Source organism: Streptomyces sp. NPDC004752 (assembly GCF_053601275.1).
In genome coordinates this window covers 1-23816 of sequence record NZ_JBSGBN010000149.1, presented here as the reverse complement: position 1 = coordinate 23816, position 23816 = coordinate 1, and the positions used below count along the sequence as shown (strand labels likewise).

26 protein-coding genes and 1 pseudogene are annotated in these 23816 nt (G+C 69.0%); 18 read left to right on the top strand and 9 right to left on the bottom strand.

Going from position 1 to position 23816, the window contains the following annotated elements; translation table 11 throughout:
• Positions 1-279: 279 nt before the first annotated feature.
• A complete protein-coding gene (locus tag ACWEKM_RS39500; protein WP_451626127.1) occupies positions 280-453 on the top strand; it encodes a transposase in 174 nt (57 codons plus the stop codon).
• Positions 454-1159: 706 nt separating this feature from the next.
• Here the strand turns inward: ACWEKM_RS39500 and ACWEKM_RS39495 are convergent.
• Entirely contained in the window at positions 1160-1492 is a 333-nt protein-coding gene (locus ACWEKM_RS39495; RefSeq protein WP_451626126.1) for a hypothetical protein, read from the bottom strand.
• A gap of 451 nt (positions 1493-1943) precedes the next feature.
• Between ACWEKM_RS39495 and ACWEKM_RS39490 the strand changes: the two genes are divergently transcribed.
• From ACWEKM_RS39490 to ACWEKM_RS39475, 4 genes are read left to right on the top strand one after another with little or no spacing between them, the layout of a single operon-like run.
• Entirely contained in the window at positions 1944-3284 is a 1341-nt protein-coding gene (locus tag ACWEKM_RS39490) for a Mu transposase domain-containing protein (protein ID WP_451626125.1), read from the top strand.
• Positions 3281-4090 (top strand): IS21-like element helper ATPase IstB, encoded by an 810-nt coding sequence (gene istB / locus ACWEKM_RS39485; protein ID WP_451626124.1) that lies wholly within the window; start codon positions 3281-3283, stop codon positions 4088-4090. Before ACWEKM_RS39490 ends, istB begins: the two co-directional genes overlap by 4 nt.
• Positions 4080-4736 (top strand): hypothetical protein, encoded by a 657-nt coding sequence (locus ACWEKM_RS39480; RefSeq protein ID WP_451626123.1) that lies wholly within the window; start codon positions 4080-4082, stop codon positions 4734-4736. Before istB ends, ACWEKM_RS39480 begins: the two co-directional genes overlap by 11 nt.
• Positions 4733-5200 carry an NUDIX hydrolase gene (locus tag ACWEKM_RS39475; RefSeq protein ID WP_451626122.1) on the top strand — a complete coding sequence of 156 codons (468 nt, stop codon included), beginning with the start codon at positions 4733-4735 and terminating at the stop codon, positions 5198-5200. Before ACWEKM_RS39480 ends, ACWEKM_RS39475 begins: the two co-directional genes overlap by 4 nt.
• A 960-nt stretch (positions 5201-6160) precedes the next feature.
• Here the strand turns inward: ACWEKM_RS39475 and ACWEKM_RS39470 are convergent.
• Positions 6161-6733: a hypothetical protein gene (locus tag ACWEKM_RS39470; RefSeq protein ID WP_451626121.1), complete on the bottom strand. Its 573-nt coding sequence runs from the start codon at positions 6731-6733 to the stop codon at positions 6161-6163.
• Positions 6733-9237 (bottom strand): DnaB-like helicase C-terminal domain-containing protein, encoded by a 2505-nt coding sequence (locus ACWEKM_RS39465; RefSeq protein ID WP_451626120.1) that lies wholly within the window; start codon positions 9235-9237, stop codon positions 6733-6735. Before ACWEKM_RS39465 ends, ACWEKM_RS39470 begins: the two co-directional genes overlap by 1 nt.
• Positions 9238-10038: 801 nt before the next feature.
• Between ACWEKM_RS39465 and ACWEKM_RS39460 the strand changes: the two genes are divergently transcribed.
• The 7 genes and pseudogenes from ACWEKM_RS39460 (at position 10039) to ACWEKM_RS39430 (ending at position 13064) form a co-directional block, all read left to right on the top strand.
• Positions 10039-10212 (top strand): hypothetical protein, encoded by a 174-nt coding sequence (locus ACWEKM_RS39460; RefSeq protein ID WP_451626119.1) that lies wholly within the window; start codon positions 10039-10041, stop codon positions 10210-10212.
• Between the two features lie 180 nt (positions 10213-10392).
• Positions 10393-10734 (top strand): hypothetical protein, encoded by a 342-nt coding sequence (locus tag ACWEKM_RS39455; protein ID WP_451626118.1) that lies wholly within the window; start codon positions 10393-10395, stop codon positions 10732-10734.
• Positions 10735-10749: 15 nt separating this feature from the next.
• Positions 10750-11076, top strand: a complete 327-nt coding sequence (locus ACWEKM_RS39450; protein WP_451626117.1) for a hypothetical protein — start codon at positions 10750-10752, stop codon at positions 11074-11076.
• 735 nt (positions 11077-11811) lie between these two features.
• Positions 11812-12081: a DUF5403 family protein gene (locus tag ACWEKM_RS39445; protein ID WP_451626116.1), complete on the top strand. Its 270-nt coding sequence runs from the start codon at positions 11812-11814 to the stop codon at positions 12079-12081.
• A pseudogene (locus ACWEKM_RS39440) lies at positions 12078-12461 on the top strand (phage tail termination protein); the annotation flags it as partial. The gene ACWEKM_RS39445 and the pseudogene ACWEKM_RS39440, both read left to right, overlap by 4 nt.
• Positions 12462-12504: 43 nt before the next feature.
• Complete coding sequence (locus ACWEKM_RS39435; RefSeq protein WP_451626115.1) at positions 12505-12876, top strand: phage tail tube protein; 372 nt, start codon at positions 12505-12507, stop codon at positions 12874-12876.
• Positions 12873-13064 carry a hypothetical protein gene (locus ACWEKM_RS39430; protein WP_451626114.1) on the top strand — a complete coding sequence of 64 codons (192 nt, stop codon included), beginning with the start codon at positions 12873-12875 and terminating at the stop codon, positions 13062-13064. Before ACWEKM_RS39435 ends, ACWEKM_RS39430 begins: the two co-directional genes overlap by 4 nt.
• 88 nt (positions 13065-13152) lie before the next feature.
• Here ACWEKM_RS39430 and ACWEKM_RS39425 read toward each other — a convergent pair whose 3' ends face one another.
• Positions 13153-14202, bottom strand: a complete 1050-nt coding sequence (locus ACWEKM_RS39425) for a hypothetical protein (protein ID WP_451626113.1) — start codon at positions 14200-14202, stop codon at positions 13153-13155.
• A gap of 227 nt (positions 14203-14429) precedes the next feature.
• Between ACWEKM_RS39425 and ACWEKM_RS39420 the strand changes: the two genes are divergently transcribed.
• From ACWEKM_RS39420 to ACWEKM_RS39400, 5 genes are all read left to right on the top strand, one after another.
• Entirely contained in the window at positions 14430-14675 is a 246-nt protein-coding gene (locus tag ACWEKM_RS39420; protein WP_451626112.1) for a hypothetical protein, read from the top strand.
• Between the two features lie 17 nt (positions 14676-14692).
• Positions 14693-14872 (top strand): hypothetical protein, encoded by a 180-nt coding sequence (locus ACWEKM_RS39415; RefSeq protein WP_451626111.1) that lies wholly within the window; start codon positions 14693-14695, stop codon positions 14870-14872.
• 213 nt (positions 14873-15085) lie between these two features.
• Positions 15086-15349, top strand: a complete 264-nt coding sequence (locus ACWEKM_RS39410) for a hypothetical protein (RefSeq protein ID WP_451626110.1) — start codon at positions 15086-15088, stop codon at positions 15347-15349.
• Positions 15350-15393: 44 nt separating this feature from the next.
• A complete protein-coding gene (locus ACWEKM_RS39405; RefSeq protein WP_451626109.1) occupies positions 15394-15855 on the top strand; it encodes a hypothetical protein in 462 nt (153 codons plus the stop codon).
• Positions 15856-16010: 155 nt separating this feature from the next.
• Positions 16011-16586 carry a DUF6431 domain-containing protein gene (locus ACWEKM_RS39400; RefSeq protein WP_451626108.1) on the top strand — a complete coding sequence of 192 codons (576 nt, stop codon included), beginning with the start codon at positions 16011-16013 and terminating at the stop codon, positions 16584-16586.
• A gap of 385 nt (positions 16587-16971) precedes the next feature.
• Here the strand turns inward: ACWEKM_RS39400 and ACWEKM_RS39395 are convergent, their stop codons facing one another.
• The 5 genes from ACWEKM_RS39395 to ACWEKM_RS39375 form a co-directional block, all read right to left on the bottom strand.
• Positions 16972-18114, bottom strand: a complete 1143-nt coding sequence (locus tag ACWEKM_RS39395; protein WP_451626107.1) for a DNA glycosylase AlkZ-like family protein — start codon at positions 18112-18114, stop codon at positions 16972-16974.
• Positions 18111-19484, bottom strand: a complete 1374-nt coding sequence (locus tag ACWEKM_RS39390) for an MFS transporter (RefSeq protein WP_451626106.1) — start codon at positions 19482-19484, stop codon at positions 18111-18113. Before ACWEKM_RS39390 ends, ACWEKM_RS39395 begins: the two co-directional genes overlap by 4 nt.
• Complete coding sequence (locus tag ACWEKM_RS39385) at positions 19481-20185, bottom strand: hypothetical protein (RefSeq protein ID WP_451626105.1); 705 nt, start codon at positions 20183-20185, stop codon at positions 19481-19483. Before ACWEKM_RS39385 ends, ACWEKM_RS39390 begins: the two co-directional genes overlap by 4 nt.
• Before the next feature lie 117 nt (positions 20186-20302).
• Positions 20303-21355, bottom strand: a complete 1053-nt coding sequence (locus ACWEKM_RS39380; protein WP_451626104.1) for a YVTN family beta-propeller repeat protein — start codon at positions 21353-21355, stop codon at positions 20303-20305.
• A gap of 59 nt (positions 21356-21414) precedes the next feature.
• The gene (locus ACWEKM_RS39375; protein WP_451626103.1) at positions 21415-22104 is read right to left on the bottom strand and encodes a putative 2OG-Fe(II) oxygenase; all 690 of its coding nucleotides are present in this window, start codon (positions 22102-22104) and stop codon (positions 21415-21417) included.
• Between the two features lie 494 nt (positions 22105-22598).
• On the opposite strand from ACWEKM_RS39375, the gene ACWEKM_RS39370 reads away from it, so the two are divergent.
• Positions 22599-23021: a VOC family protein gene (locus ACWEKM_RS39370; RefSeq protein ID WP_451626102.1), complete on the top strand. Its 423-nt coding sequence runs from the start codon at positions 22599-22601 to the stop codon at positions 23019-23021.
• Positions 23022-23816: the final 795 nt, after the last annotated feature.

Below are 23816 nucleotides of genomic sequence, written 5' to 3'. Positions count from 1 at the left end.
GAGCGCCGCCCGCACCCGCTCGGCCTCCTCCTGCAACCGCGCCACCTCTTCCCGGACCTTCTTCTCCCGGGCCTCCAGCAGACCGAGCACCGACGACACCAGCCACCTCCACAAGCGAGACGAACGGACGAACCACACCCATCCCTCCCGCCGCCAGGCGGAGTTCATGCCCACCCAGCCCGAACCAAACGATCACGTTCGGAAAGCGGATGGTGTCTGAGATTTGTGGAGTCCCTGATGCCAGGGTTACGTTCCTGGCGAACGAGATCCACCAGCACTATGGCAGCACCCCGTAAATACCCGGACGAGCTCCGCGAGCGCACGATCCATGAGGTCCGCACCACCGGTCGGCCGATCGCCCACGTCGCGAAGAACCTGGGCATCCACAAGGAGGCCCTGCGCGGCTGGGTCCGCCAGGCCAGGCCGACCGCGGCGAGCGCGACGACCGGCTGACCACGTCCGAGCAGGATGAGCTCAGGCAACTCCGCAAAGAAGTAGCGGAGTTGAGGCGGGCGAACGAGATCCTCAAAGCCGCCTCGGTGTTCTTTGCCCAGGAGATCAGGCCGAGCAGGTGATCGATCACCTGCGTGACAGAGGTCTCGGGGTCGATCCCGTCTGCCGGGTTCTTGAGCTGTCGGCGTCGACGTACTTCGCCCGCAAGAAACGGCCGAAGTCCGCCCGCCGGCGCCGCGATGAACAGCTGATGCCACTGATCGAGGCAGTGTGTCCTGGTCGGTTAGCAGTCGGCCGAGGAAGTCCAAGCGTTCGTCTTCGCTCTGCGCGGCTCGTCGGGTGGCCTTCATCGCGGGTATGGAGAGGGAGCGTCGGCAATGGCGGCTCTGCATAGCCCAGTTGAGGAAGGCTCTCAAACAGTTGCGGCTGTGCTCGCTGTGCTCGGCCCACCAGGCGTCGCAAGGACCCGCGAAGTGCTGTCGCGATAATGACCAGCGGACCATATACGGGTACAGCTGGTCCGCCGCACAGCCCCATACACCATCCACGGCCAGCGCACAGCCCACAACGTCGAAACCGACCGGCCCACCGCCACAACGCGACAAAAAGACAGCGCAGATCACAGCTGGCGGAATGGTGAAGTGGCAGTATTCGGGCGATGCGGTACTCCGTCGTTCGAGGGCGACGGACTGTGAGTTCGGCGCAGCTATCGCTGCCCGTATTTCCCGGGGAAGTGTGACCGGAGGGCTGCCCGGGTCCAGAAGATGCCGCCGACGGCTCCGAGGGCGAGACCAATCGGGAAGCCAACACTCCATGCCACCAAGAGTTCACCGCGGCCATGGTCGTCAGTGAGCGAGGGTGCGAGCGCCCACGGGCCCAGGGACAGGGCGAGGAAGCCGAGCAGCCAGGCCGCAGTGAAGGCCGGGGGGTTGGGAAGCTCGATCTCCTTGCGCATGCGGAGCATGTGAACCAGCCCGGCCAGCATCACGAAGGCGATCACTGCGGGGTAGGCCGGGCCGAGCAGAATCCAAGTCTTCATGCGGTGTGCGCCCTCTCTGTATGCAGTCACAGTGACTGTGCCAGCACCCACTGACATCAGCCGAGAACTGTTCGAACCGATCTCCGACAGCATTCTGAGGGTGTGACGACATCCGCGTACAGGAACGCAGTCAGACACGTTCCAGGCAGGTCTGGGGCACCTGCCCGCCGGGCACGACCCGCCACAGACTCCCTTCCGCCCCGCACGCACGGTAGGCCGGACCACTATGGGTCCGTGCGACAGTGATGGCGCTCTTTGGAAATCGTCAAGGGTGCTCAGGGGTATCGGCAAACCTGCTCAGTTGATCTCCCCACCCTTCGTGTGACGTTCTTCGGTCTCTTTGTGTGAAGTCTTCCGGCGTGTCGAACTGGCGTCGGTGCGTCGTGGAGAGCCTGCGTGTGCTTGATGGTCGGCCTATTCGGGGGCCTGGATGCTCACGCGGGAGGAAGACGTGGACGCACATGCTCTGCGTCGTCAGGGATGGACGATCTCGGCGATCGCCCGGCATTTGGGTCGTGACCGGCAGACGATTCGGGACTATCTGGACGGCAAGAGGACGCCCGGGCAGCGGCGTCAGGCGCCGGATGCGTTCGAGCCGTTTCTTGATTACTGCCGCCAACGGCTCGCGGACGACCCGCATTTGTGGGCGACCACGCTGTTCGACGAGGTCACCGGGCTGGGTTACCAGGGTGGCTACTCCACGTTCACGCGGGCCCTGCGCCGTCATGGCGTCCGTCCGCACTGCGAGCCGTGCCAGACGACCAAGGGCCGGGACGTCGCGATCATCGCGCATCCGCCGGGCGAGGAGATCCAGTTCGACTGGCTTGAGCTTCCAACTCCACCTGATGACTGGGGAGTTGGCGAGCATGCGCATCTGCTGGTCGGTGCGCTGCCGCACTCGGGGCGGTGGCGGGCGGTCCTGGCCGAGCGGGAGGACTTTCCGCACCTGGTCCAGGCACTCGATCAAGTGGTGCGCAAGCTCGGCGGGAGTGCCCGCAGGTGGCGCTTCGACCGCATGTCCACGGTCTGCTACCCGTCCAGCGGGCAGGTCACCGCGGCGTTCGCCGCGGTCGCGAAGTTCTACGGCGTCGGCGTGGACATCTGCCCCGCGCGCCGGGGCAACCGCAAAGGGGTGGTGGAGAAGGCCAACCATTCCGCCGCGCAACGCTGGTGGCGCACGGTCCCCGATGGTCTGACCGTCGAGCAGGCACAGTCCGGGGTGGACAAGCTCGCCGTCCGGATGGACGGGCGGCGTCGGACCCTGGACGGGATGCGGACCACGGTCGGTGAACTCGCCGAGGCAGAGGTGCTGCTGGAGCTTCCCTCGTTGCCCTTTCCGGCGGAGGTGTCCGTCGAGCGCGCGGTCACCCCGCAGTCGCTGGTGTCTTTCGAGGGCAACTCGTACTCGGTTCCTCCGGGTCTGGCCGGCACCCGGGTGCGTGTCCTGCACCGCCTGGGTGGGGACTTCCTGGACATCGTCACCGCGGGCCGCGCGGTCGTCGCCCGTCACCGCCGGGCCCTGCGCGGGGGCGGGCAGATCGTGAGGGACTCCGGCCACGTCGTCGCGCTGGAACGCAGGGTCCTTGAGTCCTTCTCCGAGAGGGCGCCCTGCAAGTCCAAGGTCCGCCGCCCGCCCTCCGAGGCCGCCTTGGCCGAGGCCGAGCGGTTGCGCGAGGGCCAGGCCGCGGTGGCCTCGGCCGCCGAACGGGTCGTGATCGACCTGTCCCACTATGCCGCCGTGGCCGACCGGCTGCGGCACGCTCCCTCACCCAAGGAGGAGAACCAGGAGTGAGTACATCGCCGACGAAGATGAGCGAGGCGCGCCGCTTCCAGCAGTTGCGGGGGCATCTGTCCTACCTCAAACTCAACGATGCCGCTGAGGCGTTGAACCGGGTCTGCGACCAGGCGCGGGCCGAGGGCATGTCACTGACCGCGGCCCTGGAGCGGCTGCTGGAGATCGAGGTCGAGGCGACCGAGGCCAGGCGGCTGGCGTCCCGGCTGCGGTTCGCCTGTCTGCCCGAGCCCTGGACACTGAACGACTTCGACTTCGCCGCCCAGCCTGGCGTCGACGAGAAACTCGTCCGCGATCTGGCCACCCTGCGTTTTCTCGACGACGCCTCGAACGTCCTGTTCGTCGGGCCGCCGGGCGTCGGCAAGACCATGCTCGCGGTCGCACTGGCCCGGGCCACGGTCGACGCCGGGCACCGCGTCTACTTCACCACCGCTGCCGAACTCGCGGCCAAGTGCCACAAGGCCGCGCTCGAAGGCCGCTGGAAGACCTGCATGAACTTCTTCGCCGGCCCCAAGCTCCTGGTGGTCGACGAACTGGGCTATCTGCCACTGCCCGAGGACGGGGCCTCGGCCCTGTTCCAGGTGATCAACCAGAGGTATCTGAAGTCGTCGACGATCTTGACGACGAATGTCGGTATCGCCGACTGGGCCGGTGCGTTCGGAGACGCCACCGTCGCCGCGGCGATGCTTGATCGTCTCCTGCACCGGGCCGCTGTCGTCGGCATCGACGGCCCGTCCTACCGACTGCGCGGCCACCAGAGCCAGGCCGACGTGCTGCGACAGGGAGTGAATGCCCGTGTCTCCTGACCACAACGCTCTCAACACCCCTGATGAGGTTTCAGCGGAGATGGCCCGACGCTGTCCGGTCTGCGAGGCGGTCTTCACCGTCTCCCACAGCAAGAGCCGACAGGTCTACTGCTCACCCGCCTGCGCCGAGACCCACCGCAAGAACACCCCGCTGCAGCGCAACTGCCTCATCTGCCAGGGGGAATTCACCACGAACGCCAGCGCCCGCCGGTCCTACTGCTCAGCTGAATGCCGCCTCGCGGCCCGCACCAGCAAAGACTCACTCGATGAGCGTATCTGCCCGTGTTGCGAGGGCACCTTCGAGGCGCCCAGCACGGTCCGGCAGGTCTACTGCTCACCCGCCTGCCGGCGGGACGTCGAGCGGCAGCGCGGCCGGGCCCGGGACGAGGAACGAGCCCGCCGGCTGGGCGAGACACCACCTACCGCTCCTCTGCCGCGGACCGAACTGCCGCCGCCGCCCAAACCCGCGGCCCGCTCCGTCTCGCGCCACGCCCCGGCCGAGCGGGACCCGATGGAGCCCACCGCAACCCGCAACTGCCCCCACTGCCAGCAGCCGGTCACGATCGTCGCGCTGCTGGCCACCCCGGAAGCTGCTCGCCCGGCCATTCCCAACCCCGGCGTCGTCCCGCTGCGGAGGACCCCGTGATCAGCGACCTCCTCGACGCCCGCAAACTCGACGAACTCGTCACCCGCACTCACAGCGAGGGCATCGGCGAACTGGCCGCCGCCGCGCTGATCGAACACGAAGGACGCTTCCTCCTGATCGAAAAACCCTCACACAACTTCGAACTCGCCCCCACAGCCTGGCAGTTGCCCACGGGCACGGTCCGGGCCGGAGAGACCCTCACCGGCGGCATGGAACGCGTCCTCGCCGAGTACTTCGGCTTCTCGACCGCGGAGGTGACGCGCTACCTCGGCCACAACGACCACGCACACGACGACGGACGCATCGCTCGCGTCTTCGTCTTCGCGGTCGCCGTCGAACATCCCGACAGCATCTGCCACACCGCACACATCGGACACCGCTGGATCGACAACATCACGATCTCCGACACCGTCGAGGGCATCAACTCGATGCTCCGCGTCTACTACGCGGACAACCCCGGCTGACCGTCACCGATCTCCAGGGCCCGACGACCTGACGGTCGTCGGGCCCTCACACATGCTCCTGCTCGTCACTTCTCCCCACACGATTCAACGTCCAACTAAGTGACGAACAAGAGCGACTCTGACGAGATCCAAAGAGCCCTATCAACAGCCACCACGCACGAACGTACAACCTCGCCCTTGCCGAGGTAGTGATGAACCAGGGACCGCAGCGTGGCCACGGGCCCGTCGTGAGGTCCGGGCCGGCGGACAGCCACCCGCTGCACCGCCTTCCACCGGACACCACACGGCTTCACCGCCAAGCTGTGCTTCCCAACCACAGCCGGAGCTGAAGCCGCCTGCGCGGCAGACGGGGCCAGGCAAGCAGCGAGGACTACCGCCGACACTACGGCAGCCGCCATCCGAAGTCGTGTCATACCTGTGCAACTCCCTCCCATCCCCTACAGGTCACGGCTTCGCCGCGAGGATCACCCACGAGAGACGTCCCGATAAACGTTCCGAGCCCCGGCTGTCCGGGCCGCCTCGGCCGCGAAGGAAGCCGACACCGCCTTCAAGATCCCGACCACCCCGCGGTCCGGCCTTCCCGACTCACGGCCGCTTCACCTCGGCGGCCCGCCTCGGGCCCCTCAGCGGGCGTTTGACGGAAGGCATCAGCCCCGACGGCGAGGAAAGCTGTCGGCGAGTTACCGTTTGCCATCAGGCACGCCCGAGTACCTTTCTGATGGTGTTGCGGGAGTGCCTCATCAGCCGGGCGATGCGTGCCTCGCTGGCGGACCTGCCCGCCCAGTTCCTCGTCTCCCGCCGCCTACCTGGTGGAGAACCGGGTGTACGCACGGCAGAGGCTCTGCACCGGTGTCTGCATCAGCCATCCCTGACAAGCAGGCAAAGGACGTGCTTGACCCGGCCAGGTCACCGCGGTAGTGCACACCCCACGCTGGGCCGGGCGGTCACCGGGTGACGGTGTTACCTGAGCTCGACGGCGTATGCGCTTCCGGGGAACTCCCATCCGTCGGTGCCTTCGCCGATGTCCGCGACAATGATGTCGTCGATGAAGCGGTCCTCGAAATCGTCGTCGGTGAGCTCGTCGGCCAGCCAGAGTCCCTCGATCTCGTCCCAGTCGCCCCTGCTGCCGTCGATGCGCAGGGGCGCGGCCCGCCGGTTGCCGCGCTCGCGTTCGTCGTCGCCTGTCCTGACGAGGCCGCTGATCTCGAACTGGCCTCTCTTGACGTGGTCGGGGATCGGTTCGGCGGGGACGATGGCGGTGTTCTCGTAGGCGGTGTGGATGAGGTCGCGGTAGCTGCGGCGGATGTTGTACTCGGAGTCGGACAGCCAGTTGATCAGGGTCTTGGTGGTCACGTGGAGGCCGGCGTCCTCCAGCGCTTGGTACCCGCGGCGGGTTGCGGTGAGCTGGCTGAGCTGGGCGTGCCAGTGCTTGGCGGTGTAGGAGGACAGCCGGTGGCGGGGAGTGACCTGGGAGCGCAGGAGGTCGTTGAGGGCGGCGCCCAGGGAGCCTCCGTGGCCTGTGGGTCCCGCCATCAGTCGTCACCCTCGGGGATGATCTCGCCGCGGTGGATGAACTTGGCCTTCACTTCACCGAAGCCGGTCCCAATCCGGTACGTGGCGGGCGGCGTGCCGTCGGGTGTCCAGAAGACGGCCGCGTCGACGTTGCGCAGGGCGATGAGCTGATGCCCGTCCTGGACGGCCCTGAAGGCCACCGACCAGTGACGGACGGATGCCTCGGCGACCATGCTCATGCGCCAGTCGGGCCGCCAGAACGGGGACCGCTGTTCCGCGCGCTTGGGCCACAGCAGGCGCAACGCGATGGACAGCCGGGTCTTGTATGCCTTGTAGGGGTCACCGCCGGCCTGGACGAGCTCGGTGCGTGCCTTCCGGGTGGCTTCGTAGAAGGGCTTGAAGAGCGACTCGTTGGCCTTCCCGGTCCAGGAGTCGTGGATGGCCGGTGCGGCGGTGAGGTGGCCTTCGCGGACGAGTTTCTCAATCTGCTTGATGTGGGGGGTGGTGACCCACACGCGACCCTGCTCGTCGGGACGCTCGATGATCCGCCCCAGGGGGTGCGGCATGTCGGTGCGGTTCCACTCCGGGATGTCGATGAGGTAGATGCCGGCCTTCGTCTTGTCGAACGTGTCGAGCGGGCCGGTGTGCAGCAGCTTGTTCGGGGCGAGAGGAACGGCCGAACAGGCGGACGGATAGCTGCCGTTACGGTCGATCAGGCACATCACGCCCTCACCGAAGGAGCCGGACACGTCGAGCTGATCGCGCCGGACACGCTTCCCGTTCGCCTTGGTGCGAGGAACGCGGGTGAGGGCGACATCGGGGTGGACCCAGCGGGGCTCGCCGTCCATGTCCTCGCTGATCAAAGGCCACGGACCGCTGTCACGTTCCCCGGTGCGGATGACCGGGATCGGGTGCATCTTCGAGCGGTCGACCGCATCCTTGAGGATCCTCAGGGCAGGGAAGACCGCTCCCTCGGGCTCATCCTCCTCATCCCCCGGTACCAGACCGTCTCCGCCGTCTTCCTCATCGATGCCGGGGACATGCCCGCTGTCAGCGGCGGGCTGAACAGCGGCAGCGGCGGACTGCCCGACGGCGCCCGCGGACTCGGCGGTTCCGTACGCCTGCAGCGCGGCGGCGAGCCGGCGTCCCTCGGCGGTGTCGGGCAGCCGTGGTGGCGCCGCAGCTGCATCAGTGAGGGAGGGTCCGAGTTCCGCAAGGGCTTGGGGGTCGCCGTTGGCCAGTGTGGTGCGCAGTGCCGCCAGCACGTGGGTGACGGAGGCCGGAAGCCCCTGCTGGGCACCGGACGTGTAGGGAAGCGCTGCTTCGGCGAGCTCCTGCTCCACCGCACTGCCCGGACTCCGCGCGGATCCTTCGGCACCCGCACGGCCGAGGGGGGCGGCACCGGCGTCGAGAAAGCAAGCGTGCAGCAGGTCGGGCTGCAGGTACGCCGAACCGATCGCACCGAAGTCGCGCTCCGCGACCGTCACCTGCACCTTGGAGGGGTCCTCCGTCGGCGCGAGCGTGACCAGGACGTCGGCGTCGAGAATACCGAGGAGCGCGGGGTCATCGCTGTCGATGATGGCCAGGACCGGGACATGCAGCGTGCGGGCGAGGGCGGCCAGTACCTGGGAGGCGTCCGGCAGACGGTCGCCGGACAGCGGGAGACGGGCGCTGGACGCGGCCTGGAGCCGGTCCACGACCACGAGGGCCAGGTCCTTCACGTGCGGGGCGGTTTCCGCGATGGCCTGGGCGGTCAGGTCGCTGCCGTCGTCGATCAGCAGGGGCGCCTGGACCAGCTGCTGGGCGACCTGCTGCTCGTGCGCGGTCAGGCGGCCCTGCTTCAGGCGCGGGTAGTCGCCGCCGGTCTCTGCGGCGAGGATCCGGCGCATGATGTCGGCCGTGTTCGGACCTGACGCCGCGTACAGAACCTTGCGGCCGTCAACGAGCGCGGTCTGCCGTGCGGCAGCCAGCCCCAGCAGGCTCCCGCCCACGTTCGGGGCGGCCGCCACCAGCGTCAGCCGGCCGGCCGGCAAACCGCCCGCCGCCGCATCCAGTCCGGACAGCCCGAACAGAGGGCCGGCGGCCTGGCCGGAGGTGAACACGGCGCCGATGGCGTCGCCCAGCGTGGCGAGCCTGCGCGGCGCGCTGTTGCGGTCCGGATTGCGTGGGCTGTTCATCGCACCCCCTGCGGGCGCCGCACCCGTGGCCGCGGCCTGATCGGACGAACGGGCAGCGGAGACGGCGTCGGCGGGCAGCAGCACCGCGACCGGTGTGGTGTTCCGCAGAAGCACCTGCGGCTGGCCCTGAGCCGCCCGCGTGATGAGATCACCGAAATCCTTCTGCGCGGCACTCAGCACGTGCGACGGAAGCACATCGGTCTTCCGCGCTGCGGGAAGCACATCGAGCGGCGCCAGCAGGACGCGATCCTGCCGCTTCTGGCCCCTGTAGATCAGAGTCGTCCGCCCGTCCTCCTCGGCACGCTTCACCAGAGCGTAGAGGGCGTTGCGCGCCTCGGTCACGTTCATCGCAGCCTCTTCATGCACTGGCTGACTCACTCACCTTCCCAGACCCATCAACTCTTCACTACGATAGTGGCCTACACACACTCAGAGACTCAAAGCCACACTAATTTATTGCGAATCTCACTCATCAGAGAGGAGCTCGGTATGAGTTGACCGCCGTGATCCCGGCACTCCCCCGGGTCTGGCCCCGGCCCAGTCCACCGCCATGCGCACCGCGGAACTCGCTCCGGGGCAGCTCAGACCGCCAACAAAAACGGCTGCAACACCAGAGCCGAAGTACTGAAATCCGAAGCCCTCGACCAGCCCGGGCAAGGCGCCAACTGCACCCTCACCGGAGGCACCTGGTACCGGAGGCACCTGGTACTCGCCCTACGACAACCAGTACATCGACAACGCGAAGAAACTCGACGTCGACCACCTCGTCCCCCTGGCCGAAGCGTGGGACTCCGGCGCCTCCGCCTGGACCGCGAAGCAGCGCGAGGAAATGCCAACGACCTCACCGATGCACGGGCCTAACCGCCGTCTCCGCGGCCTCCAACCGGTCCAAGGCCGACAAAGACCCCACCGACTGGCTCCCTCCCCATATCCCGTACCGGTCGGTGTGCCGGGGAGCAAAGGTGGGCGCTGCCCCGTGCCGGATGCGGCGCGGGGCAGCGGGTCCGTCCGCGTGGGCAGCCTCGTCGGCCCCCCGCTGTCCTGCAGCCGAGCGATCTCCGGCAAGGTCATCCGCCAGAGCAGCGCTCGTGACACCGGGCTGCGGCTGATCGGCGGCGCGACTTCAACCAGTGTGCGTACGGCGTCGGCATGGACATCACGGTCAAGGTGTCCACCGAGGCCGGCTACGTGGATACGGACAGCGTCTGGCACTCGGCGTTCCAGGAGAACCTGGTCCTGCTGCTGGCCGAGGCGTACTTGGGGTTCGTCGTCGGCAATCCGAAGGCGTTCGTCACGCTTACCGCCAAGGGCGGCGGTAGTTAATGCCCGACGCCCGCCCACTTGCGGATCACGGCCCGGATGCACGCCTACCCGCCCGCTCACGACGTGGGCGGGGAATGGATGCTCCACTCCATGCTCCGCTTCCTAACGGAGCGAGGCCACGAGGTCACCGTGTGACTCTCCCTGTACGGGCCGATCCCCCACTGCTACGACCTCGACGGGGTGCAGGTCATCCCGTTCCAGGCCCGTATCGGCTTCGCTGCTCGCGCCCACGAGTCCGACGTACTGCTGTCCCGCCTGGAGAACGTGCCGATGGTCGCGATCTGCCACAACACCCACGCCCCCACTTTCCGGCACTCAGTCGGCGTTGCCCCTGCGGTCTACAACTCGCTCTGGATGCGGGCCGAGGCCGAGGTCTTCTACAGGGAGTTCGCCGACCACGCACGCCCGCAGCCGACGGCGATCGTGCGGCCTCCGGTGTTCGCCGAGGAGTACCGCACGCCCCCGGGGAAGTGCGTCACCCTGGTCAACCTCAATGCCGACAAGGGCGGCGACCTGTTCTGACGCATCGCCGCCCGCGTGCCCGACACCAAGTTCCTCGGCGTGCTCGGCGCGTACGGCGACCAGATTCTCCCGCCTACCCCGCTGCCCAACATGGAGATCATCGACCACGTCTCCGGGCACGACATGAGCGAGCGCGTCTACGCCCGCTCCCGCGTGGTCTGCCACGCCGGAATTTTCGCCGACCGCGACGACCTCGGCTCGTGGCTCTCCGTCCTCACCGCCGTGCTCGAACCAGACGCCTGGCAGCAAGCATCCGCCCGCGACCTGGTGCGCTCCGCCGAGCTGGACCCGGCGGCCGACCTCAAGACATGGGCCGAAGCGATCGACCACCTCGCCAGGTAGAGGGGAGGGCCGGTGTCGGCGACCGTCGAGCATGTCAAGGCCCTGCTACCGGAAGGCACGGGCTCAGTGACGTACAGATTCAGGCCCTGATTACGCAGGCGGAGACGCATCTGTATGGATGGGTCCCGGACCTCGATACGCGCCTGGCCCGCGGCCAAATCACCCAGCAGACCGTGGATTTCATCAAGGCGTCCATGGTCGCCCGAGTCCCCCGCAATCCCGACGGCTACCGCGCCGAGACCGAGGGCGACTACTCCTACTAACTCGACTCCCGCGCCGCCGCGGGATTCCTGACACTGCCGTCCGACGAGTTGACGATGCTCGGCATCGGGCGCGGCGCCTTCACCAACCCCCCACGCCGCCGCCCTGCCTTCGCCCGGCGCGGTCCGCCCGCTCGAGTGGTGGTGCGTGTGAGCCTCCTCGACCGCGGCCCCGACACGGTGATCGTCTACCCAGCCGGGCCGGTGCTGCCGGACGGCTCCCGCGGTCTCGAGGGCACCCAGTGACCGTGCGTTGGGCGTTCAGCCGATTACCTCCAGCGAGGACGCCTAGACCGGATACCTCGACACCACCACGTACCGGATCATCGCGCACAGGCTGCCCGCCGGCCCCTGGTCCCGCGTGATCTGGCGCGACCGAACCTGGGCAGTGGTCGGCGAACCCGCCCACCGCAGCGGCTCCCCGCGCACCCGACACGACACCGCAACCATCCGAAGACGGTGAGGTGATCACCCTGTGGCCCGAGTGGACCGCAACCTCGACGCCCGCATCGCGCGCCTGCCCGCCGTCCGCGCCGAACTCGAAGCCCGCGGGGCCCGCGTGCAGGCCGTCGTCGACCAGCACGTACGCACCGGGCGCCTGCGCGAGTCACTACGCGTGGAGTCGGACACCACCGGCTCCGCCGTTTCCATCGCCCCCGAGATCCTGGCCATCAACTACGGTCACACCGCGGCCAACGGCCGGTTCGTGGAAGGCATCCACGCCATCGAGGCAGGCTATGAATGACCGTCGCGCTGCCGGACACGGACGAGCTGGTCCGCGTCGCCCTCACTGCCGGGCTCCCGCAGGCACACGTGTTCACGCTCTGGCCCGAGCGGCTGCCGCTTGTCATCGCGCGCCGAGTGGCCGTCGCCGCCCCCGACCCGTGCGGCGTGGATGCTGCCCTCATCGACGTGCAGTGCGCGGCCGCCCACCGGCTCGCCCGCCAGGCCCGCGCCGTCTTCTTCGACGCCTGTGCAGCCCAGTTCGCCCGCCCTGAGGCGGACGGCTACCTCTCCCGCTTCACGGCCGAGACCTCCAGCCCCACCGAGATCCGCGACCCCCACCCCGCCCCGGGCGCCGACCTGTTCCGCTTCCAGGCCACGTACCGGATCACCGCCCGGCCCTCCGGACGTCCTGACTGCCCGCCTTCTTGGAGGTCCCACCGCTATGCCTCTCCTCGACGAAGCCGCCATCGTCCCCGGAACTGGCTTCATCTATCTCGCCGACCCCGACACCGCCAAGCCCACCGCGATCACCGACCCGCTCAACCCCGGTCCCGGCTGGATCAACATCGGCCACACCTCCCGTGACGACCTCCCCGAGTTCGGCCGCGACGGCGACGGCACCGAAACCATCGGGAGCTGGCGGAGCGTCAAGCTGCGCCAGACCTCCCCAGATGTCACCTACTTGGTCACCTTCCAGTTCGTGCAGGCCAGCACCGACACGTACAAGCTGTACTTCGGTACGGGCGATGAGGCGGCGGTTCCTTCCGCATCCCCTCCCGCCCAGAGCCGCAGGTCCGCGCCCTGCTGTTCGTGATCGTGGACGGCCAGCACTTCGTGCCGCTGTGGCACCCGCGTACATCGCTCATCGGCTCGGACGCGGCGAGCCCGGATGCGGAGAACTTCGTCGCCTTGCCCATCACCGGCACATTCCTGGGTTCCTCCACTATCGGCGGCGCCGTAGGCGAATGGGCTGCCGTTCTCGGTGGGGGACCGGCCTCGTAGCCTTCGGGGCTCGCATCGGCGGCCTTTTGGAACGCGACGAGTTCCGTTTGATGAGGCGGAAGGGGGCGTGAGTTCGTCGAACTGGTCGTCAGCTGTTCGTCGGCCGGCTCCCATCCGGCCCCGTGGAAAGCCGAAGGATTTTGTCCCACGACGCCACAGCGCCAGCAGCGGCGGCCGTGGCCATGGCGACGCCCACGGCAGATGAAGCCAGGGCAAACACGATGCCGGCCAGGCAGAGGGTGAATGCCAGACCGCGAAGCATCTGTCGCCGCAGAGACTGGCGCTGTTGGCGGCGTTGGAGAAGTGCATCAGAGGCGGCTTGGTCTGGAGCGAAGGCGCGCATCCGTCCGTCGGCGAGAATCTTGAGGATTCGCTGCATTTCGAGTAGAGCTCGTTTCCCCCCATCGGGACGATCGAGTTCGACGCTGTCGCGGAGTTCGCGCACGAGGGCGGCGGCCGAGGAGAAGTGGGCCACGACCTGTGGCATGGGGTTACGGCCGTCCGGCAGGGCGCGCTGCAGTGCGTACTGCTCCAAAGCCAGGGCGAGGCCGTCCAGCGCCTGGACAGCCGACGCCTGCGGAGCCTGGAAGGGGAGTTCCTTTGGTGGCTCGACCCCGGACACGGCGAGGGGCTCCAGCAGAGCTTCGTACGCTCCACGAGCCCTGGCGGTCACCACCTCGGTGCTCCACCGCTGCATGCCTTGATTACCTGCAAGCTGAATGACTGCGATGGTGATCACGGCGGGCGCGAGGAAGACGCCGATCATCAAGGCTTCCTGCCACTCGTGCGACTTGCCGCTGGCGACAGCAAGTGCCAAGACGGCCCCTGCGGGGACAGACGACGCAGCTGGGACGCGCATCTTCGCACGGAATACCTTCTGCGACACCTGAAGCAGAATGTCGTCTCGCTGCAGGTAGTCCAGCGTCTCTGAGTCTGGGCATGTCGCCTGGTCACTGGCACGCGTCTTGCGTACGAGCTCGACACGGCGATCTTGTGCCTTCTCCATAGCCCACTTCCACCACATGCGTTCCAGCCGCGTTGGGTTGGCACGGCTCTGCGAGGTCGCGGTCATGACCACCGACAAGATTGACAGTGTCCACGTGGCGACGATGAACGCGCCGAAATCCCCCTTGGTCAACCCTCTCCCCCTCCGAAGACATCGAGACTCCCCCGGATCCTCAAGACCATCACAAGTCCCTATGCCCTCGGGAAGTTTGCCGACCCCTCGGCTCGAATGTCCCTACATGCGAGGAGCTCCTCTATGACTGAACCCGTGTCCATCGCCGCCCTGCGCGCCGAAGCCGAGGCCACCTACGAGACCTGCCTCTCACCCTGGAATCCGGCGCCACGGTCTGGCTGCGTTCCATGCTCATGCTTGCCGAGGCCGAGTACGCCACCGTCGAGCAACTCCTCGAAGAGAACAACGCCGCCAGCGCGAACAACCGGCTGACCGCGGCTATCGGCGCCATGCGCCGCCTGCTGCTGGTAGCCGACGACCCCGCCACCCTCGAGCCGGAAGCCACCGGCTGGCCTCTCGGCCCACTCGTCAGTCTGATCGAGCGGTGGCAAAACGGGACCCGAGTCCCGGAAGTCTCCAGCTCGGCCAGCTGATCCACCAAGGACACGGCGTGGCTCTCCGCGCGGACCTTCAGCACCACTACGGCCTCGACCTGGCCGACGTATGGCGCGGCAGGCTCGCCCCGCGTCGTGACCTGGATCTGGCCGAGCACCTCCCCATCGGCTCCGCCCTAACCACCTCCCTCGGCGGCGACCCCTCTCACCGGGCTGGGACCTGCACGCCCATCTGATGGCACACATCCTCGACGCCGCCCATTACACATCCAGAGCCATCGCACAGACCCACAGCCGTAAGCCGGTCCCGCGCCCGAAACCGCTCCGAGGCCCGGAGGCTGGCCCGCACGCCGCGGCCCGCTGGATCTGTCCCATCGCCCCCTGGCCCAGCCCTTGCCGGAGCGTTACCGCAACGCCCCGCCGTGACCCCCGTCAGGAGGTGATCGGTGGTGGCCGGATCGCCCGCAGGCCGCGAAGTCGACCGCCTCGCCATCCGTGTACTGACCAACACCTCCGGCTTCGCCACCTCGCCCCAGCGGTTCCTCGACCGGATCGAGGAGCGCGCCAAGCTCGCCGTACGCGTCACGGCGGACACCCGGGGCTTCAGTGCTGAGCTGCGAGAGAAGCTCGGAGCCCTCCGAACCCAAGTGCGCATCCCGGTCACTCTGATACGCGCACCTTCCGCACCGAGTTGCAGAACGCGCTCTCCGTGACTCGTGCCCGCGTACGTGCCCCAGTAGAGGCTGACGCGTCCCGGTTGCGTGCCGAACTGCGCTCGATCACCGACACGTTGAACGGCCGCATCGACGTCGCCATCGAGCCGCGCCTGTCCTCTCCGGCACTCACCGCCACGGCCTTCCGTATCGAACGCCTGGCCCAGCCGGTACGCGTGCCGATCGTCCCGAACCTCAATGCGGCAGCCGTACGGCGGGTGCTGTTCGGGCTGGAGCGGCTCACCCGCTCGCTGCTGGTGGACATCCGCCCGCAGCTCGACGATGCCGCCGCACGAGGTGCGCTCGACGAGCTGACCCGCGACCGGCACACCCTATCCGCGTTGACGTGGACCGCTCCGGTCTGGACCGGCTGTTGGGCGTCTTTGAAGATGCCGATATCGCGGGCAGGAACCGGCACTGAGGATGCGGATGGTCCCGGGCGGTCTCTCGGTGTATTTGGGGCGGCACCTCGCCGACGAACAGCAGCCAGGGACCGGAGCCCTTGAGGGGCCGTGGGTGTGGTGCCGCGTTCTGTCGGCTCGGTGTCGGCTCCCTCGAACGAGCGGACTTCCTTGTCCCGGTCGTCGTGAGCGGGCCAGAGTGCAACACGAGCTGCCCCTTTCCGGGGGATGAGCCAGACCGGAGCCTGACGGGGTGGGACGTGATCGAGGTCTTCGACACGGCGGCGGCCCGCCGGGCGCTGGCCCGGCGTCTGCTCTGGTGCCCGGGGTGCGGAAGTCCTCTGCGGCCGTGGGGCCAAGCCAGGCCGCGGGCGGTCCGCGACGCCGACGGCCGCGACCTTGTGGTCCGGCCGGACCGCGCACGGTGTACCGCCTGCCAGGCCACGCACGTGGTGCTCGACGCCGCACTGTTGCCGCGCCGCGCGTACACCGTCCGCGTGATCGGCCGCGCGCTCCTCGGGGCCGCACGCGGCCAGGGCCACCGGCCGATCGCCGCCCAACTCGCCGTCCCGGAAGGCACCGTGCGCTCGTGGCTGCGCCGGGCCCGCCAGTCCGCGCACCACCTGTGGACCATCGGCGTCCAGGCCGTCGTGGCACTCAACGCGGACGCACTGCCCACCCGCGAACAGCCCAACAGGCTGGCCTACGCCATCGAGGCCCTGGTCGCCGCGGCGGTCGTCGGCCAAAGCCAGCTCGGGACCCCGGCCGTCGACCTGTGGTCCCGGATCACCGTCCTGACGCGCGGCCAGCTCCTGGTGCCCGCTCCGGCCAGCTGACGCCCACCCGCCGATTCCGGCTCCACCCTGCCCACCGACGGCTGCCGCCCAGCCGGACGACTTCCAGAACGCCCGAACTGTCGAACGCCCGCCCCTCCGGGCGACACCTTGCCGATGAGTGCGGCACCTTGCCGACGACCGCACCCCATTCGGGCTAACGCTCGTCGGCATCGTGAATGCCCTGATCGTCGGCATTTTCAGCGTCGGCCAACAGACCGGCTGGCGACCACGGTGACCGGACTCGGCCGCGATGGCGGCAGTGCCACCAACCCCCTGGCGACAGTGGCGCGCGCCATCGGCAACGTCCGGATTGCCGCCCTGACCGCGCTCCCGAACCTCGCGGGGTTCGCGGGTGGGCTCGTACAGATTCAGCGGTTGGTGCTTGTCAGGGGTTCCGGTGGGGTTGGTGTGGTCTGCTGTCCTTGCCGCAGGTGAGGGCTGTCAGTTGCATGAGTGCGTCGGTGAGGTGGGTGGGTGTGTCGGGTGGGGCATCGGGTTCGGTGGTGTGGCCGAGGACGGTGATGCCTGTGCTGGTGCGGGTGAGGTCGGCGCGGGCGGTGAGACGGTCGTTGGTGAGGAGGGGGCAGACGTAGTAGCCGTAGCGGCGGCGGGTGGCGGGTTTGTATGCCTCCAGGACGTGTGTGAAGGCGAACAGTCTTTGTACGCGGGGCCGGTGGAGGAGGAGGTTGTCGAACGGTCCGAGGAGCAGGGGGCGGCTGGCTGTGGCTGGCTTGGCGGGCAGGGCGTCGGGGTGGGTCCAGGCCGGGTGTTTCCAGCCGTGGACGGTGGCTGGGGTGAGGGGGGTGTCGGGCAGGAGGCGTGCGGTGTGGCGGGTGGGGATGCGGAGGTAGTCGGCGAGGTCGCTGGTGGTGGCGATGCCCAGGGTGCGTGCGGCGCGGGTGAGGAGGGTGGTCAGGCAGGTGTCGTCGGAGAGGGCGTCGGTGTGGGTGTGTGGGGGGAGGTGGTGTTCGGGGAGGTCGTAGAGGCGTTGCCGGGTGGTGGTGCGGCGGACGCAGATGAGGTCGCCGGCCCACAGCATGATCTCGGTGGCCTGTTTGGTCGGTCCCCAGTCCCAGCCGCTGCCGGGTTTCTCGCCGGGCGGGCGGAGTGTTTTGAGTGTGAGGGGTCCGTTGTGGCGGATCCGGTTGAGGATGTGGGTGCGTACGGTGCGGGGCGGGTATTCGGGGCGGCGGCGGGTGGCGCGGCGGCGGAAGGCCCACAGGGGCCAGTCGGCGAGGGGGACCAGGGCGAGTGCGTGGGCGGGGTATTCGAAGGCCGCGGGTGGTTTGTGGTGGGTGAGGGTGTGGTCGATGGTGTGGGTGGTGGTGCCGGTGATGCGGGTGGCGAGGGTGAGGTGCTGGGCGTGGGCCAGGGTGCTGATGGCGTCGGTCTGGACGAACAGCAGCCGGTGCAGCACGTCGTCCAGGGTCCTGGCTGTGTCCGGGGCGGGGTCGAGGAGGGCTGAGGCGATGGCGGTTCTGCGGGCCTCGGCAGGCGACAGATGCAGCGCGGAGCGGGATGCGGTCATGCCCGTGTCTCCTGTGGGCCGGCGGCATCAGTGGTGGCGCCCGCCCTGCCTGCCTGTTCGCCGGCTCCGGCTGTGCCCGGTGGGGGTGCGGGTGTGGTGGTGAATGCTGCGGTGACGAGTCCGGTGGCGGCGCAGGCGGCGAGGACGGTGAGGGCGGTGTGGAAGTGGTGGCGGCTGGTGAGGGCGCCGATGAGGGCTGCGGTCAGTCCGTTGGAGATGTCGGTGCTGGCGGCGACCCAGGTGTTGGCCTCGATCCGGACGTCGTCGGTGGCGGTGGTGTCGATGAGGAGGAAGGCGGTGATGAACAGGGGGGTGACGAACAGTCCGCTGGTGAGCAGGAGCAGGCCGAGCAGCCACAGGGGGCCGGCGAGCGGCAGCAGGCAGGCGGGCAGGGCGAAGGCAGTGGTAAGCAGCCGGTACAGGGTCCACAACGGCAGGCGGTGGGTGGGCAGGATGCTGTAGAGGAGGCCGCCGGCCACTCCGCCGGCGGAGGTGGCGGCGAGGAGCGGTCCGATCAGGGTGGTGGTGTGCTGGTGCTGGGCGGCAGCGGGTACGTAGATGCTCATCCCGCCGAACAGGCAGCCCATGACCAGCAGCGGCAGCAGCACCGCCAGGATGCGGGGCTGGGCGAGCGGGCCCAGCCACCACCGTGCCCGCCGCGCTGCCCGGGTTCCTGCTGGTAGTGCCGGAGGGTGGGCGGGAGTGAGCTTGTAGCGGCGGGCGGCGGTGAGGAAGGCGGTCAGGACGAGGAGGTATCCGGCGGCGGCTGCTTCGTAGGCGTGGACCGGTCCCAGGAGCAGTACGGCGGTGCCGGCGGTCAGGGGGGCGATGACGAAGCCGGCTTCCTCCAGCACGCTGTCGGCCGAGTGCACCGCCCTGAGCTGCGTGGGCCCGGCGGCCAGACGGCGCCAGGAGGCGCGCAGCGCGGCGTTGAGCGGCGGGCTGCTGATGCTCGCGGTGATCACCAGGGTCAGGGTGGCCCACCACGGCGAGCGGGCGGCGACGCTGAGCACGGCGAGGGTGGTGAAGGTGAGGGTGCAGGCGCCCATGACGGGCAGGGCGTGGCGGTGGGGGCAACGGTCCAGGAGTCTGGCGCGCAGGGGGACGAGGAAGGCGAGGAGCAGGGTGTGGGAGCCTGCGGCGAGGCCGGCGCGGGCGTAGCCGTAGCGGTCGGCGAGGGCCAGCAGCAGGGTGACGGGCAGGACCGCGGCCGTGGTGCGGGCGGTGAACGCGAGAGCGAGCAGCACTCCCAGTGGCGGCCGGGCCAGCTGCTTCAGCAGGCCCGCACCGGCGGCCGGGCCCACGCCGGGCGCAGGGTGGTGGGGGGCGCCGGGTGCGGGATGTGGTGTGCTGGGCGGGGTGGCGGTCATGACGCGCCGCCCGACGTGGTGCGGCCGGGGGTGGTGCTGTGGGGGGTGGTGGCTTGCAGTGTGTCGGGGTGGAGCAGGACCAGGCGGGCCACCGGATCCCCGCGGTCCAGGGTGACAGGATGGGTGGGCCGGGCGGCGATGCTGATGCCTCCGCTACCGGCCATCGCGTTGACCGTGCGGGCGGGGATCACGCCGACCGGTACGTCCAGCCCCGGCCTGGGCGGGTCCGGGGGGAGGACCATGAGGAAGTAGCCGTCGGGGATGCGCGCGGCGAAGCCGAGCCGCCACTCCACCGTGCCCTGCCCGTTGGGCAGGAACATCCCCTCCCACTCGCCCGCCCGGTTGCGCACGTCGTACAGGCGCAGCCAGGTGGCGCCGGTGGCGATCCAGTCGCTCTCGCGCTGCCACATCTGCCCGCGGCCCGTCCGGCGGCTGACCGCCCGGGCGTCCTCGCCTTCGGGGACGGCGACATCGAGGTCGGCGAGGGGGGTCATGGTGACGGGGACAGGCGAGCGGACCGTCCAGCCCAGGGTGTGGCCCAGGATCCAGGGCGGGCACTCGGCGGGCAGCCGGGTGATCCGCAGATACCGGAACTCCTCTCGGTAAAGATCCCGGTCCGCGCGCGCAGCGGTACGGTCGAGGCGGGGCTTGTCGGGCAGCACGCACCAGGTGGTGAGCGGATGGAACTCCACTTGAGCCACAGGCAGTCCACTCCTGCCGGGGAGAAACAAGCAGTAGGAAGCAGAGAGGCGGAGCCGGGGCCCCGGTCCTGCCCGGCTGCTGGGGCCGGGCAGGCTCAGGGGCCCCGGCAGCTCCCATCAGGCGTCGACGCGGCTGGTGCGGCGCCGGCGTTCGTCTTCGGGCAGGGTGTCCAGGTCGAACATGGTCACCGAGCACGGCCCGAAGCCGACGTAGACGGGCTCGGAAGTGAAAGCGCCCTCGTCCCGGTCCAGCGGGGCGGAGGACAGATCGACCACTGTGAGCGTGTTGGGTTCCCAGTCCAGGTCCGGGGTGGCCATCAGCACATTGGCGCGGCTGAAGTTGGTGACGTAGACGGTCTCGTCGCCCGCATCGACGACCAGGCCGCGGGGGCCGGCGCCGACCGGGATGTGCCGGGTGACCTTCAGCGTGTGCACGTCGATGACGTAGACCCGGCTGATGGACTCCACCGTCACCAGTGCGTGCCGGCCGTCCGGGGTGAAGGCGATGGCCCGGCCGCCGATGAAGCCGACGTCCACCCGGTGGGTCTCGTTCGTGGCGGTGTCGATCACGGTGACGTAGGGGGCCTGCGTGTTCGCGACGAACACCCGCTCCCCGGAAGGGTGGATGGCCAGGCTGTAGGGGTGGGCGGCCCGGTCCACCGGGATCCGGGCGATCTCGGTGACCCCGGCCGCGTTCCCGTGCTCGGTCAGGGGGGTCAGGTCCAGCTGGGCGACGTAGCCGTCGCCCCATACGCACACATACGCCGTCCTGCCGTCCGCGGTGATCCCCATATGGCGGGGATCGCGCCCGACGGGCACCTCGTGGATCTGCACGTTGAGGTCCAGGTCCACCACCGAGACCGTGTCGGAGCCCGAGTTGGACACCAGCAGATAGCGGTCCCCCGGCAGCAGGCCCTGCCCGCGCGGACCGTGCCCGACCTCGATCCGGCGGACCTCACTCAAGGCGACCGCGTCGATCTCCGAGACCGTGTTCTGGCTCGTATTGCACACGAACCCCCGCCCCTGCGCTGTGAACTTCACCCCGCCACGCGGAGCGTTGCCCACCCGGATCTGCTCGACCCGCAGGTGCTCGCCCGGGCCGGTCTTCGCGATCACCGACACCGTCCCGTCATCGGTGTCCGTGGAGAAAAACTGCACATTCCGTGCCATGCCACTCACTCCTTCTTTCTTCCCCGTATTTCTTCGCGCGCTGCCAAAACCGGCAGGCGTCAGGCCGGCGCCGGCTCTTTGCGGATGAGGTAGTTCAGGTTCCAGGACAGAGAGATACGCACCCCGTCGTCCTGGACATCGGGAACGGCGTGCCGCAGCCAGCCCGGGAACAGGACCAGTTCCCCCGGCATACAGCGCAGCCGGACCCGCTGGTCCTCACCCGCCAGCGCGATCCCCGGATCGAAGTAGCCGACGAACGGGCGCGGATCGAACAGGTCGAGCTCGCACCCTCCGTCCCCGGCCACGTAGTAGATGGCCGACCAGGCCGTGTTCGGATGGAAATGCGGCTCATGCCGGTCCCCCCGCCGGTAGACGCTGGCCCAGCTCCGCAACGCCGTGATCCCGACCAGCGCCTCACCCGCACCACCGCCCTCCCGCCCGCGGGAGAGCGCGTACGCCTCCGCCAGACAACGGCCGGTCAGCTTCTCCACCAGCTGACGGCAGATCCCTCCGACCCACCGCGTCAGCCCGTCCGCAGCAGGCTCACCCCACGCAGACAGATCCGGAGCCTCCCGCTTGTAACCGAAATCCCGGCCCTTGTCCGCCTGCTCCACCGCACATGCGGACAGACGGCCATTCCATTCGTCCGCGTAAGGACACAGAACCCGCGCGAGCGGCGTGGAGAACATCTGCGTAATCGACGCAGTGGATGCGCCCGCAGGAACGGAAAAAGATTCATCTTCGGACACCGGCATCCATCCCCCAAGAGCCGCGGCACCGTTAAAAGCGCCTCGTCATCCATCAGACGATCACCATCGTCGCCGCCCTCGCGGCCGGCCACAAGAAGCGCTCAGCACGGCACAGGCAGGAGCACGGAAAGGCGCGCGACGGAAAAACCTTTCACCTCACGCCTGAAAATCACGCACCGGAGAAAGAATCGCCCACCCGTTCCCTCAAAAAGCAACGCACCGCCAGCTTCTGCCCATTGACGTGCCGCCGGCTGCCTCACCCTGATAAAGCAGCACTCCCACCCCACAAACGAGTGAAACCAGCGCCCTCACAGGCGCAGACCGCCACACCCCCGCCCGGCCAAGCCGCCCCCCCTGCCAGGCACAACGCCTGGCGGCCGCCCGCCGCTGCCGCCGTGATTCACCCGGAGACGGACAGAACCGCCACTGGGCGCAGGTAAAGTGCGCGCCCACCCGCCCACGCCAGTCCCCCGGTTGCCACCCAGGAGCAGCAGATGACCAACACACACACCCCAGCACCGGGCACCCTCCACCACATCGAAATCTGGGTCCCCGACCTCACCCGCGCAACAGAAGACTGGGCCTGGCTGCTTGAAACCCTCGGCTACACCCTCCACCAGGACTGGCCCGCCGGAAAAAGCTGGCGCAAAAACCACACCTACCTCGTCTTCGAACACTCCCCCGCACTCACCGCCGACCGGCACGACCGCTGCGCCCCCGGCCTCAACCACCTCGCCTTCCACGCCGGAACCCGCGACGACGTCGACGTCCTCACCGAGAAAGCCACCACCAGCGGCACCTGGCACCTCCTCTTCCCCGACCGCCACCCCCACGCCGGCGGCCCGCACACCTACGCCGCCTACCTCGAAAACCGCGACCACTTCGAAATCGAACTCATCGCCAGCCCCGCTTCATGAACCCGGAACCACGGCCGTTCACCACCCGGACAACCCGCAAGCACCGCCCGCAGAACGATCAGCTCACCAGCAGGGCGTGAACCGCGCTCAACATCCCGTCGTGGGCTACCGCGTCTGCTGCGCAGCCGCGTCACCCGCCACGAGCCGCCGACCGAGAGCGTCCCTCTTGCCCGGCCAGACCGACCACCGGGGGCGGACCCGATGCACACGGGGGCCGGAAATAACGTCCAGACGTCCGGTGTCCGCGTCGAACGCGGCCGCGCCGACCCGCCGCTACGGGGGAAAGCGGCGGGCCGGCACCACCGCGACCGCGCCACAGCCACACACTGGGCGTACGCATCGCGGCACATCAACCGCCGCAGGTGCAGTGAAGCCGGGCAACGCGCAAGGGTGTGTCCGCGCACTGTACGGACACACCCCTGCGATGGAGCGCCGAGCAGGCCTTGCACCTGCATCTCCCCGCAGGAAGCGGGACGTCTTTCCTTGGACCACCAACGCAACACCAGCCGACCGGAATACGGCGACCAGCTCAAGATCACTATACCTGACCCGGCACACCGTCCATCACACTAACCGTCCGATCAGGTAGAGCTGCCGCCGGTCTCCGGGCGAGTCGCCCGCCGGAACCGCTATGCCGATCACGAAGGATTTCCGTGATCCGAGAGGACTCCGCCGTGCGCCTTGCACGCACCGCCGTGGGGGGGGGGGGGGGGGCCGCCCCCCCCCCCCCCCCCCCGCCCCCCCCCCCCCCCCCCCCCCCCCCCCCCCCCCCCCCCCCCCCCCACCCCCCCGCGC